General features: G+C 49.1%; 11 protein-coding genes. All 11 read left to right on the top strand.

Annotated features, from left to right (window positions below; translation table 11 throughout):
• Positions 1–170: 170 nt before the first annotated feature.
• The 11 genes from pyrH to hisD all read left to right on the top strand — a co-directional run bounded on the left by pyrH (position 171) and on the right by hisD (position 14,043).
• Positions 171–884, top strand: coding sequence for a UMP kinase (gene pyrH, locus OUY18_RS02930; protein ID WP_268057208.1), 714 nt, complete (start codon positions 171–173; stop codon positions 882–884).
• Positions 884–1,438, top strand: coding sequence for a ribosome recycling factor (gene frr, locus OUY18_RS02935; RefSeq protein ID WP_268057209.1), 555 nt, complete (start codon positions 884–886; stop codon positions 1,436–1,438). The genes pyrH and frr overlap by 1 nt, the downstream gene beginning before the upstream one ends.
• Positions 1,439–1,446: 8 nt before the next feature.
• On the top strand, positions 1,447–2,154 hold the full coding sequence (locus tag OUY18_RS02940) for an isoprenyl transferase (RefSeq protein ID WP_268057210.1): 708 nt from the start codon (positions 1,447–1,449) through the stop codon (positions 2,152–2,154).
• Positions 2,155–3,006 (top strand): phosphatidate cytidylyltransferase, encoded by an 852-nt coding sequence (locus OUY18_RS02945; RefSeq protein WP_268057211.1) that lies wholly within the window; start codon positions 2,155–2,157, stop codon positions 3,004–3,006.
• Between the two features lie 43 nt (positions 3,007–3,049).
• Complete coding sequence (locus OUY18_RS02950) at positions 3,050–4,204, top strand: 1-deoxy-D-xylulose-5-phosphate reductoisomerase (protein ID WP_268057212.1); 1,155 nt, start codon at positions 3,050–3,052, stop codon at positions 4,202–4,204.
• A gap of 30 nt (positions 4,205–4,234) precedes the next feature.
• Positions 4,235–5,287, top strand: a complete 1,053-nt coding sequence (locus OUY18_RS02955) for a M50 family metallopeptidase (RefSeq protein WP_268057214.1) — start codon at positions 4,235–4,237, stop codon at positions 5,285–5,287.
• Positions 5,287–6,330: a flavodoxin-dependent (E)-4-hydroxy-3-methylbut-2-enyl-diphosphate synthase gene (gene ispG / locus OUY18_RS02960; RefSeq protein WP_268057215.1), complete on the top strand. Its 1,044-nt coding sequence runs from the start codon at positions 5,287–5,289 to the stop codon at positions 6,328–6,330. Before OUY18_RS02955 ends, ispG begins: the two co-directional genes overlap by 1 nt.
• A gap of 13 nt (positions 6,331–6,343) precedes the next feature.
• Complete coding sequence (locus OUY18_RS02965; RefSeq protein WP_268057216.1) at positions 6,344–10,684, top strand: PolC-type DNA polymerase III; 4,341 nt, start codon at positions 6,344–6,346, stop codon at positions 10,682–10,684.
• Positions 10,685–10,916: 232 nt separating this feature from the next.
• Positions 10,917–12,128, top strand: a complete 1,212-nt coding sequence (gene hisZ, locus OUY18_RS02970; RefSeq protein ID WP_268057217.1) for an ATP phosphoribosyltransferase regulatory subunit — start codon at positions 10,917–10,919, stop codon at positions 12,126–12,128.
• Positions 12,125–12,763 (top strand): ATP phosphoribosyltransferase, encoded by a 639-nt coding sequence (gene hisG, locus OUY18_RS02975; RefSeq protein WP_268057218.1) that lies wholly within the window; start codon positions 12,125–12,127, stop codon positions 12,761–12,763. Before hisZ ends, hisG begins: the two co-directional genes overlap by 4 nt.
• Positions 12,760–14,043: a histidinol dehydrogenase gene (hisD, locus tag OUY18_RS02980; protein ID WP_419196111.1), complete on the top strand. Its 1,284-nt coding sequence runs from the start codon at positions 12,760–12,762 to the stop codon at positions 14,041–14,043. Before hisG ends, hisD begins: the two co-directional genes overlap by 4 nt.
• Position 14,044: the final 1 nt, after the last annotated feature.

Here is a 14,044-nt window from a genome sequence, read left to right on the forward strand (position 1 = left end):
TTATAAATGGCGCAGGATACATCCTGCGCTGTTTTTTTGCGTCTTTCCGGTGGGGCTAAATGTTTCTAAATTATAAAACTTGACAATAATAACTATATTTAGTAATGAAAGCCTTTACTTTACACAATGCTTATTGTAAAATATTATAAAAAGATAATGGGGTGTTCTGTTTGAAACCTAAATATAAAAGAGTCCTTTTGAAACTGAGCGGCGAGTCCCTTGCCGGGAACGCAACGCATGGAATCGATTTTGACACCGTCTTAAAAATCTGCGAACCGATCAAGAAATGCGCGGACATGGGCGTACAAATCGCAATCGTCGTCGGCGGCGGCAATTTCTGGCGCGGCCGCAGCAGCGGACAGATGGACAGAACCCGTGCCGACCATATGGGGATGCTCGCAACCACGATCAACGCGCTCGGCGTTGCCGACGCGCTGGAGCAGCTTGGAATGCAGGTTCGCGTACAGACCGCAATCGCGATGCAGCAGATTGCGGAGCCGTATATCCGCAACCGTGCCGTACGTCATCTTGAAAAGGGCAGAGTGGTTGTATTCGGATGCGGCACAGGAAATCCTTTTTTTTCAACAGACACGGCGGCGGCGCTCCGGGCGGCCGAAATCGACGCCGATATTATTATGAAAGCAACAATGGTTGACGGCGTTTATGATTCCGACCCGAAGAAAAACCCGAATGCCGTTAAATATGATTCGTTATCCTTTATGGAAGTACTGAATAAGAACCTTCAGGTAATGGACAGCACGGCTGCTTCATTATGTAAGGATAATAAAATTCCGATTCTGGTATTCAGCATCAATGAGCCGGAAAATATTTTAAAGGCCGTATGCGGTGAACCGATCGGTACAATTGTAGAGGAGGATTCGTAATGAAAGAAGTATTGGCAAATGCAGAGGAACGCATGAAAAAGAGTATTGACGCATTGTCGGATGAGTTTGCGTCAATCCGGGCAGGAAGGGCAAACCCGGCGGTACTGGATAAGATTAAAGTCGATTATTACGGCACCCCGACTGCAATTAACCAGCTTGCCGCGGTCGCCGTAAGCGAAGCAAGAATTTTAACGATTCAGCCCTGGGATGTTTCCGTTTGCAAAGCGATTGAAAAGGCGATTCAGACTTCGGATATTGGTATCAATCCGCAGAGCGACGGGAAAATTATCCGTATTACCTTTCCTCCGCTCACAGAGGAAAGGCGCCATGATTTAGTCAAAGATATCAGCAAGATGGCGGAGGAACGCAAGATTGCCATACGGAATATCCGCCGTGATGCAATGGAAAAGCTCAAGGGAATGAAAAAGAATTCGGAACTCTCCGAGGACGAATTGAAACAGGCCGAAAAGAAAACACAGGATTTAACCGATAAATACTGCAAACAGGTTGACAGTGTGTTTGAGAAAAAACAAAAGGAAATTTTGGAAATATAGGATAACATATGGAAGATCAATACCTGCCACGCCATGTCGGTATTATTATGGACGGGAATGGCCGCTGGGCCAAAAAGCGCGGGTTACCGCGTTCTGTCGGCCATTCTGCCGGCGCGGCTGTTTTTAAAACCATTACGCGATACTGCGGTTCCATCGGGATACAGTATCTGACGATTTACGCATTTTCAACCGAAAATTGGAAACGGCCGCAGGAAGAAATCGGCGGTCTGATGAAACTGTTCAAGCAGTATTTGGAAGAAGCCTTGCGCGACTTTTTGAATGAGAATATAAAGGTACGTTTTATTGGAGACACCACAGTTTTTTCGCCGGAGCTTCAAAAATTATTTGCCGAAACAGAAGCGGTTTCGGCAGATCATACCGGTATGGTATTAAATATAGCCATGAATTACGGCGGACGCGCAGAAATAACGCGTGCAATGAAATTATTAGCGGAAGAAGTTAAAAATGGCGGATTATCACCGGAAGAGATTGACGAAAACTCCATAGCCAAAAAACTGTACACAGACGGGCAGCCCGATCCGGACTTGATTATCAGGCCGAGCGGGGAGAACCGTATTTCAAATTTTTTACTGTGGCAGTCCGCCTATTCCGAATACGTTATTATGGATATTTTATGGCCGGATTTCAAAACGAGAGATTTGGATCGCGCGCTGAAGGAATATGCAAACCGCAACAGGCGATTTGGAGGGGTTTAATTGAAACAAAGAGTTGCTTCGGGAGTTTCTCTTGTAATTTTTTTAGCAGCAATCGTATTATTTAACGATACTTGCCCGGCAGCTTTGAATGTAGCAATTTCTCTCATTTCCGTATTGGCAGTTTATGAAATTATTTTAGCTTTGGGACTATCCAAAAACCATGTCCTTATTATACCAAGCCTCCTGCTTTCTGCGGCGATCCCGCTGATGCAGCTTGTTGCCGAATCGTATGGAATTAAGCTTGCGATCCTGCAAGAGGGGGCTTATTTTCTTTATACCGTTGTTATTTTCAGCGCGCTGATACTCTATCATAAATTTATTACCTTTCGTGAAGTCGGCGTTATATACAGCATGTCGCTGATGATTCCGTCCTCTCTTCAAACGATTATCAGTCTGCGCACCTTTGGCGGAGAACACGGCATGTTTTATGTTATCATTGGAATTTTTTCAGCGTGGATTGCGGATACCGGAGCGTATTTCGCCGGAAGCCGCTGGGGGAAGCATAAGCTTTGCCCGGATATCAGTCCCAAAAAGACGGTGGAAGGGGTTATCGGCGGTTTTGTGCTGAACATCATTGCCATGATCGTTTTCGGTTACATTTTTCATGTGGTCTTTTATGCTTACAGCGTTGATATTTCCTATTTATCGCTGCTTTTAATCGGCTTCTTCGGGACAATTATGTCCATTTTGGGCGATCTCAGTTTTTCGCTGATTAAGAGGAGCTGCCATATTAAGGATTTCGGTGAACTGATTCCGGGTCACGGCGGGATTCTGGACCGCTTCGACAGTGTGATTTTCGAAGCACCGTTCGTATATTTGTTCGTTCATTTTCTGCCGATTGTTATCCATTAATTTAAGGCAGAGATGCAATAAAATTGCAAAATGGTGAATAATAATGAAAAGATGTCTATCAATTTTAGGTTCAACAGGCTCGATCGGCACGCAGACGCTGGATGTCGTGCGTGGGTTGGGCCTTCGTGTTTGTGCGCTGGCGGCGAATTCCAATATCACGCTGCTGGAAAATCAAATTCGCGAGTTTAAACCGGAACTTGTTGCGGTTTTTGATATAGATGCGGCGAAAAAGCTGAAAATTGCGGTGGCGGACACCCCGGTTCGGGTGGTCGGCGGAATGGAAGGCCTTTGCGAAGCCGCGGCGTTTTCCGGCGCGGATTTGATTGTAAACGCGGTTGTCGGTATGGTCGGTTTAAAGCCGACTCTTGCCGCAATTGCTGCCGGAAAAGACGTTGCCTTGGCGAATAAGGAGACGCTTGTTGCGGGCGGTTCCCTGGTTATGAAAGCGGCAAAGGAAAATTCCGTCCGGATTTTCCCCGTGGACAGCGAACATTCCGCTATCTTCCAGTGCCTGCAGGGCTGTCCGGAGAAAAAAGCATTAAAACGCCTGATTCTTACCGCTTCCGGCGGGCCGTTTTTAGGAAAAACCAAAGAGGAACTGCGGGATATTACACCGCAGCAGGCCCTGAAGCATCCGAACTGGAATATGGGGGCAAAGGTTACGATTGATTCCGCCACCATGATGAACAAGGGACTGGAAATTATGGAGGCTTCCTGGCTTTTTGATATGCCGTCTTCCAAGATTTCCGTCGTTGTACACCGTGAAAGCGTAGTGCATTCCATGATCGAATATGAAGACAATTCCGTGATCGCGCAGCTTGGCCTGCCGGATATGCGTATCCCGATCCAGTACGCCGTTACATGGCCGCAGCGTGTTCCTTCTCCGGTTGGGCAGCTGGATTTGACCGATTACGGTAAATTGACTTTTTATAAACCGGATTCGGAAACCTTTACCTGCCTTGCCGCCTGCCGGAAAGCAATCGAACGCGGCGGGCTTGCGCCCGCAGCGGCAAACGGGGCGAACGAAGTCGCCGTTAAGCTGTTTTTAAATCAGCAGATTTCTTTTCTTCAAATCGGCGAGCTGGTCGCTCAGGCAATGGAAAATCAGCCGGATGTCCGGGAGATTTCATCCATTGACGATATTTTAAATGCAGATACATACGCCAGAGAATATGTTCTAAAAGCAGCTGGCAAATGATGAGGTGATCGTATTATACAAGTATTATTAGTGATTATAGCGGTATTGCTTTTCAGTTTTATTATTTTTATTCACGAATTCGGGCACTTCTTTACGGCGAAACTGTCCGGAATCCGCGTTAATGAGTTTGCAATCGGCATGGGGCCAAAGCTTTGGCATGTTCAAAAAGGGGAAACGACGTATTCCCTGCGCGCCTTTCCGATCGGCGGTTTTTGCGCTATGGAAGGGGAAGACGAGGACAGCGCGGACGACCATGCGTTTAATAACCGGCCCGTTTGGAAACGGATTTTGGTAGTGGTAATGGGCGCGGTAATGAACATCATCCTCGGCATTGTCCTGATGATGATCCTGCTGGGCAAGCAGCCTGCTTTTTCTTCCACAACCATTGCCAAGTTTACGGATCATTCCGCTTTTCAGGCGGCAGGCTTGCAGGTTGGCGACAGATTTAAAAATATTGACGGCTACGATATCAACGGCGACCGTGATTTAAGCTTTGCGTTATCTATTATGAACCCGTCGAAAACGACGATACAGGTTATCAGAAACGGGAAACTGCTTACTTTTGACAACGTCAAGCTGAATACAAGAGAAGTCAATGGAAAAAAAGCGCTTGTAACGGATTTTTATGTAGCGCCGATTGAAAAAAATCCGATTACGCTTGTGCAAAAATCCGTTCAGGATACGGTGTCCACCGTCCGGCTGGTTTGGTTCAGTCTGGTGGGAATGGTTACCGGGAAATTCGGAATGAAAGACGTTGCGGGACCGGTCGGTGCGGCAAGCATGATCGGGCAGGCGGCTTCCATCGGTTTGAAGCAAAGCTTTCTTGCGGCACTGAACAATATCATCATGATGATGATGCTGATTACGGTGAACCTCGGCGTTGTGAATCTGCTTCCCCTTCCGGCTTTGGACGGCGGCAGGCTTTTGTTCCTGATTGTTGAGGGAATCCGCCGCAAACCGATTAATCCAAAGTACGAAGGGCTGGTAAATACGGCAGGCTTCTGCTTGCTGATGGGCTTAATGGTTCTTGTTACGTTCAATGATATTGTCCGGTTGGTGACCGGCAAGGGGCTGGGGGCATAATGAAAAAGACCAGAAAAATTTACGCGGGCGGACTGCCGATCGGCGGCGGTTCAACCATATCGGTACAGTCCATGCTCAACGTGCCTTCAACGGATGTGGAAGGCAGTGTAAAACAGGCGGTGGAACTCGAAAAAGCCGGCTGCGATATGATTCGGGCTGCGATACCGAATATAGAAGCTATTCCGTTGATTCCGGCGATTAAAAGCGCTGTAAAAATCCCCCTTGTTGCGGATATCCATTTTGATTACCGCCTTGCACTTGAGGCGGTTGCCGCCGGAATTGATAAAATTCGAATTAACCCGGGAAATATTGGTTCCGACGACCATGTGAAAGCGGTTGCCGACGCTTGCAGAAGCAAAAATATACCAATACGCATCGGCGTGAATTCCGGTTCCCTGGAAAAAGAAATCCTCGCGAAATACGGAAGTCCCACGCCGCAGGCGCTGGTGGAAAGCGCCCTGTATCATGCCTCTTTGCTTGAAAAATTTGATTTTCAGGATATCGTAATTTCGATGAAATCCTCCGATGTTGACACAACAATCCGGGCGTATGAACTGGCGTCGGAAAAGTGCGATTATCCGCTCCATCTGGGCGTAACCGAGGCGGGAACGGAACGCATGGGCATTATCAAGTCCGCTATCGGCATCGGTTCCCTTTTACAGCGCGGAATCGGCGATACCATTCGGGTATCTCTTACAGCCGACCCCGTCAAAGAGGTTGCGGCCGGACTGGATATTCTAAAAGCGCTGAATTTACGGCAGGAGGGCGTTCAGTTTGTATCCTGTCCTACCTGCGGCAGAACGCGGATTGATCTGATCGGAATTGCAAACGAGGTGGAAAAGCGCCTGCAAGGGTGCAGAAAACCGATAAAGGTTGCCGTTATGGGCTGCGCGGTAAACGGCCCCGGAGAAGCCCGCGAAGCCGACATCGGCATTGCCGGGGGAAACGGGGAAGGCCTGCTCTTTAAAAAGGGACAGATTATCCGCAAGGTTCCCGAAAATGAATTAATAGACTGCTTAATGCAGGAGATCGATAAAATGTAGAGGGTGAATCCCATTGAAGACGTTTGGGGAATTTTTTGGCGAATACATAGAAGCCGCACGGCTTCCTTCTCCCGTCTGCAACGGCTGTATTTCGTCGCTGCAGATTGATACCGGAAAAAGAATGATTACTGCGGACGTGGCGTTTCCATCTTTGGTGGAGCGCCGCGTGCTTTATGACGTGGAAAAGCGGATTGTTGCCTGTAAAGAGCTAAAGCTTTCCAAAGCGCGCATCCTTCCGTCCTTCCCTTCGGACAGCTTCAGCATCGATTATTATCCAAGCCTGGTAATGGAACTGAAGCACCGCGAAGCCAGCGTGAATGGAATCCTGAAGGGTTCCACCGCGCGGCTGGAAAACGGGAAGCTGATTGTTTCTCTGCTGCACGGGGGCCGCGATCTGCTGCTTGCGCGCCATGTCGACCGGATGCTTTCCAAATTAATTCAGGAAGAATTCGGCGTCGGCCTGACGGTAGAGTTTGACGGCCTTCTTTCGCTGGACAGCCAAAATCCGGTTTATATTGAAAAAAAGCTGAAACAGCAGGAAAAGGTTCGGCGTGAAGCAGTCGTGGAAGAGGTAGAAACTTACGAATCGAATCTGAACCACGACAAAACGCCGAAAACGATTCAGATTCGTTCCGGCGAAACGCTGCTTCCCACGATGATTCCCGAAACCGCCCGTGAGTTATATGGACGCCCGACAAAAACGAAACCGATTCTGATCAGCCGGGTTACTCCCGATATCGGCACGGTAACCATTTGGGGCGAAATCTTCCAGAAAGACGAGAGAATCACGCGGGACGGGCAAAGAAAAATCATCACGATGAATATAACGGACTACACCGGCTCAATGACGCTGAAAATCATTGAGATGGTTCCCCAGTGCAAAGCGCTTGATACGCTGGGAAACGGAATGTCTATTATTGCGCACGGCGAGATCGAATATGATAAATACGACCACGAAATTGTGCTGCGGGCAAAAAGTATCCGTACGGTGCAGCAGATGAAAGTGGTGGACAAAGCGGACGTAAAGCGGGTGGAGCTCCATCTGCACACCAATATGTCAAGTATGGACGGTGTAAATTCCGCCGGAGAGCTGATTAAACGCGCGGCGGGATGGGGGCAGAGCGCTATTGCGATTACCGACCACGGCGTTGCGCAGGCATTCCCGGAGGCAATGAATACGGTTGAAGAATTGAAAAAGAAAGATATCCATATCAAAGTGATTTACGGCGTGGAAGCCTATTTTGTCAATGATTTGGTACAGGCTGTAAAAGGAAAGTCTTCCAAATCCCTCGACGATGAGTTTATTGCATTTGATATTGAAACAACCGGTTTAAGCCCGAGTAAGGAACGGATTACCGAAATCGGTGCGGTCCGGGTGAAAAACGGTGAGATTACGGAAAGCTTCGATACCTTTGTCAATCCGCAGATACCGATTCCGGCTAAAATAACGGAGCTGACCGGAATTACGGACGATATGGTGAAAGACGCGCCTCTGGAAAAAGAAGCTATTCAGGCTTTTTATGATTTTTGCGGGAGCGACGCGGTTTTGGTTGCGCATAATGCCGATTTCGATACATCGTTTATCCGGGTCGCGGCGCAGCGGAGCGGAATGGAGTTCCCGTATACCTATATCGATACGGTGCCAATGTGCCGGTCGATGCTGAAAGGGATTAAAAACTGCAAACTGGATACGGTTGCCAAATATTTAAAACTCGACCCGTTCAATCATCACCGCGCAAGCGACGACGCCACCGTGCTCGGCAAAATCTTTATCGCACTTCTGCTTCGCCTGAAAGAGGATACATCCGCACAAACGGTAAAGGATATCAATACGTCGCTGGCAGGCGGTGACCCGAAAAAAATGCCGTCCTACCACCAGATCATACTGGTAAAGAATAAAGCCGGTCTGAAAAATCTGTATAAACTTATTTCGAAAGCCCATCTGAATTATTTTTATAAAAAACCCCGTATCCCCAAAAGTGAGCTGGTGCAGCATCGGGAAGGGCTGATCATTGGCAGTGCCTGTGAAGCGGGTGAACTTTACAGGGCGATTTTCAATGCGCAGCCATGGGAAACCCTATGTGAAATTGCCAGCTTTTACGATTATCTTGAAATTCAGCCGCTTGAGAACAATCAGTTTATGGTGCGGGACGGTCTGGTGCCGGATGAGGAAAAACTCAAGGAGTTTAACCGTACCGTCATTAAACTGGGCGAAAAACTGAATAAACCCGTGGTTGCTACCTGCGACGTCCATTTCATGGACCCGAAGGACGGCGATTACCGGAAAATTCTGATGGCCGGGCAGGGTTTCAAGGATACGGACATGCAGGCCCCGCTTTATATGCGTACAACGGCGGAAATGCTGCAGGAATTCTCCTATTTAGGCGAAGAGAAAGCCTATGAGGTGGTTGTGAAAAACACCAATCGGATTGCCGATATGACGGAAGAAATCCGGCCGATTCCGGAAGGCACTTTCCCTCCGTTTATTGAAGGCGCGGAGGAACAGCTTACCAGCATTACCTGGACAAGGGCGAAAGAAATTTACGGCGACCCGCTGCCGGAAATCGTAAAGAAGCGCCTAGACCGCGAACTCGGCTCCATTACGAAGCACGGCTTTTCCATCTTGTATATGACCGCACAGAAGCTGGTTGCCGATTCGGTGGCGCACGGCTATCTGGTCGGCTCGCGTGGTTCCGTCGGGTCTTCCTTTGTTGCGAATATGTCCGGTATATCGGAAGTGAATCCGCTGGAACCGCACTATGTCTGCCCGCACTGCAAGCACAGCGAGTTTATTACGGACGGCAGCTACGGAAGCGGTTTCGACCTGCCGCCGAAAAAATGCCCCGTCTGCGGCACGGATTACAACCGGGACGGCCACACGATTCCGTTCGAAACCTTCCTTGGATTTGATGGCGACAAAACGCCGGATATTGACCTGAACTTTTCCGGCGAATACCAGACAAGCGCGCACCGCTACACGGAAACACTGTTCGGAAAGGACAATGTTTTTAAAGCCGGAACGATTGCTACGGTTGCGGACAAGACCGCCATTGGATTTGTAAAAAAGTACGCGGAAGAAAAAGGCATCGTTATGCACCGCGCGGAGGAACAGAGGCTTGCAACGGGCTGTACCGGAATCAAACGGACCACGGGCCAGCATCCGGGCGGCATGGTTGTTGTTCCCAGAGGAATGGAAGTTTACGATTTCTGCCCGGTTCAGCACCCGGCGAACGACCAGAATTCCGATAACATTACCACACACTTCGATTTCCATTCCATTCACGACACGATCTGTAAGCTGGACGAACTTGGCCATGATGTGCCGACCATTTACCGCTACCTTGAAGATTACACCGGGATTCCGGTCATGGAGGTATCCATGAGCGATCCCGAGGTAATGTCCCTGTTCACGTCCACCAAAGCGCTCGGGGTTGAGCCGGAGGATATCGATTCCAAAACCGGCACGTTTTCACTGCCGGAAGTCGGTACAAGCTTTGTCCGCCAGATGCTGATCGATTCCCAGCCGAAAACCTTTTCCGACCTGCTGCAGGTATCCGGCCTGTCCCACGGTACGGATGTCTGGCTTGGCAACGCGCAGGAACTGATTAAAAACAAGACCTGCACCATTTCGGAAGTAATCGGTACCCGTGACAGCATTATGACCTACCTGCTGCACAAAGGTCTTGAGCCGAAAATGGCATTTAAAATCATGGAAATTACCCGTAAGGGCAAAGCGACGAAGCTCCTTACGGAAGAGCATATCAAAGCAATGAAAGATCATAATGTGCCGCAGTGGTACATTGATTCCTGTATGAAAATAAAGTACATGTTCCCGAAAGCGCACGCCGCCGCGTACATGATTTCCACTTTACGCCTCGGCTGGTACAAGGTGCACAGGCCGGTCGAATACTATGCCGCCTACTTCACGGTTCGGGGGGAAGATTTCGACGGGGCTACGGTTATGAAAGGCAGGGAAGCCGTACGGCGCCGCATGAATGAAATCAGCATGAAGGGAAAAGAGGCCAGCGCAAAGGAAGAAGCCGCGTATTCCACTTTCCAGATCATTAATGAAATGCTCGCGCGCGGAATCGACGTGCTTCCGGTTGACCTTTACAAGTCGGACGCCAGAAAATATCTGGTGGAAGACGGAAAAATCCGGCTCCCGTTTTCTTCGCTCAGCGGCGTTGGCGAGGCTGCCGCAAACAGTCTGGCTGACGCGAAAGAAAAGGGCCCTTACATATCGGTTGACGATTTGCAGGCACGTTCCAAAGTATCCAAATCCGTTATCGAAACCCTGGGAGAAGCCGGCGCGCTTGCCGGTTTGCCGCAAAGCAGTCAAATGACTTTGTTCTAGTACTCTGTAATACCAAATCCTATGGATATTGGCGGTTTGTTTTGGGGAATACGGCGGCTGTTATCCGTCGAATGCGTACGTATTTTGAAGCCTTCGCCCTTTTTTGCTCAAAACATTCCCGCCAATATTCTATCATTCTTGATGTTGCAGAGTATTTCTTGACATAATGATTTTAGTATGCTATTATAGTAGCACGCTAAAGCGGATGGCTTTCGGATGGGGAGTGAATACCATGAAAAAGTATAACAAAATAACGCCTGAGGGGACGAAAGATCTGCTTTTTGAAGAATGTCTGGTACGGCGGCACATTGAGAAAACCCTTACCGGTGTTTTTTCATCCCATGGATTCAAGGAAGTGGTTACCCCGGGTCTGGAATTTTACGACGTTTTTGACCCTGAATTTTCGGGTATCGGGCAGGAAGTCATGTATAAAATGTCGGACAAACGCGGCAGACTGATCGTGATGCGCCCCGATTCCACCCTTCCCATTGCCCGGCTTGTAGCGACAAGGCTGCAGAACCTTCCAAAACCGGTTCGGCTTTTTTATACACAGCCGATTTACCGGAATAACACGGCATTAACCGGCCGCAGCGATGAAACCGTACAGACCGGGATTGAAATGCTTGGGGCGGAAGGAATGCGGGCCGACCTGGAAGTCATTGTAACTGCGGTTGAAGCGTTAAATAAATGTGTGCCGAATTTCCGTTTCGAATTGGGCCACGCCGGCTTTTTCCGCGCTTTGGCGGAACAGCTTCCCGTATCGGAAGATTTGCGGGAGGATATCCGTCAGGCGATTGAATCGAAAAATTATGCGGCGCTCAATACGATTCTTGACCGTCTGGAACCTTCCAGACAGGTTACAGCCATGCGGACGCTGCCGCGCCTGTTCGGCGGGGAAGAGGTCTTCGACCGGGCCGCGTCTTTCTGTCTGGATGAAAAATCCGCGAATACGCTTACGTATCTGCATGATTTGTACCGCTCTTTAATCCAATTTGGGCTTGGGGATAAAATCATGGTGGATTTAGGTCTGGTACAGAGAAATGATTACTATACCAATATCGTATTCAGCGCGTATGTGGAAGAATGCGGGGACGCCGTGCTGCTCGGCGGACGCTACGACAAGCTGCTGGAGCGGTTTGATATGCCGATGCCCGCCATCGGTTTTGCCATTAATGTCGACGCAATTTCAAAAATCCTGTTAAGCAGCGGCAATACCGCTGAAATTTTACCCGCGGACGTTTTGGTGCATGGGGAAGCCGGATTCGAAATTCAGGCTTTAAAATATGCTTCCGCGCTGGTTCAAAAAGGGTTGAAATGTGAAAACAGTATTTTTGATGAAAGAGCAAAAGCGCTGGAATATGCGAAAATCTGCGGGATAAAACGGGTAGACTGTATTGGAGACACAATCGAATCAATCATGATATCACAGGATGGAGAATTATGAAACCACTCAGAATCGCTTTAACGAAGGGCAGGCTGGAAAAAGATACGGTCGCGCTGTTTGAGAAAATCGGCTTTGACTGTACGGCATTAAAAAATAAAGGGCGGAAGCTGATTCTGCCGGTCGGCGGCCATCAGTTCGAGGTCGTGCTTGCAAAGGCGGCCGACGTGATTACTTATGTTGAACACGGCGTTTGTGATTTAGGCATTGTCGGGAAAGATACCATTTTGGAAATGGGAAGCGGCTTCTACGAAGTGCTTGACCTGGGATTCGGAAAATGCAAATTTGCGCTGGCCGGGCCAAAGGGCGCCGATTTTTTCAGCGGGTATTCTTCGAAAACCATTGCCTCTAAATATCCGAATGTGGCAAGAAACTTCTTTGAAAGCAAAGGAATGGATGTAAAGATCATTAAAATTGAAGGCTCTGTTGAACTTGCTCCTTTGCTTGGGCTTTCCGACGCGATTGTGGATATCGTGGAAACGGGTTCCACGTTAAAGGAGAACGGGCTGGAGGTTTTTGAAACCATTTGCGACGTTTCCGCAAGGCTGATTGTAAACGCGGCCAGCCTGAAGCTTCGAAAAGCCGAAATTGAGAATCTTGCGGAGAAAATGGACAGGGCAAAGGAGGAGAGACCGTGATTCGGATTGTAAAAGAGGGCGGAAGGATTGGCCTTGATTTTATTAAGCAATTAAAGCTGCGCAATGAGGAGACAAATAAACAGGTAGACGCTGTTGTATCGGAAATTATCGATACCGTTCGCACGGACGGCGACAAGGCACTGCTTGCTTATACGCAGAAATTCGACGGCAGAATACCGGAAAAGATAGAAATCGATAAGACGGAAATAAAGGATCTGGCGAGTCGCTGCGATCCGGAATTTTTAAAAGCTCTCCAAAATGCCGCGGAAAACATCCGGGATTTTCATATGCGCCAGAAACAGCAAAGCTGGCTGAACACCCGCCCCGACGGCGTAATCATGGGTCAGCGAATCCGGGGCCTTTCGAGGGTCGGAATTTACGTACCGGGCGGTACGGCCGCTTACCCTTCCTCCGTGTTAATGAACGCGATTCCTGCAAAAATTGCGGGGGTGGGCGAAATCATCATGGTCACCCCTCCGGGAAAAGGCGGAAAGCCGAATCCCGACATTCTGGCGGCAGCGCTTATCGCGGGCGTTGACCGGGTTTTTCTGGTCGGAGGCGCACAGGCGGTAGCCGCGCTTGCCTTCGGAACGGAAAGCATCCCGAAGGTCGATAAAATAGTTGGCCCGGGAAATATTTATGTTGCGACTGCCAAGAAGCATCTCTACGGAACGGTGGATATTGATATGATCGCCGGGCCGAGCGAAATTCTGATTATTGCCGACGAAACCGCCAATCCGAAATTTCTGGCGGCCGATTTAATGTCGCAGGCGGAGCACGACGTGCTGGCTTCCGCTATTTTGCTTACCACCTCGGAAAAAATCGCGGAGCAGACGGTTGCACAGCTATACGAGCAAATGGAACGTCTGTCGCGTAAGGAAATTATCAGACAGTCCCTTGACCGCTTCGGGGCGGTGATTCAATGCAGGAATATGGACGAAGCGGTTGCGTTTGCGAATGAACTGGCGCCGGAACATCTGGAAATCTGCGCGGCGAATCCGATGGAATACATCGGAAAGATCAACAACGCAGGCTCCGTCTTTTTAGGGAATTATTCACCGGAGCCGCTCGGCGATTATTATGCCGGCCCGAACCATGTTCTGCCGACAAGCGGTACGGCCCGGTTCTTTTCTCCGCTCTCGGTGGACAGCTTCATTAAAAAATCCAGTTTTATTTATTATACGGAAGAGGCATTGCAGTCTGCTCAGGAAGATATTCTCCGGCTCGCGCGGGCCGAAGGCCTGACTGCCCACGCAAATTCAATCGAAGTGAGGCGTTGAT

Origin of the sequence: Caproiciproducens galactitolivorans, assembly GCF_026672255.1 — a bacterium.
GTDB lineage: Bacteria > Bacillota > Clostridia > Oscillospirales > Acutalibacteraceae > Caproiciproducens > Caproiciproducens galactitolivorans_A.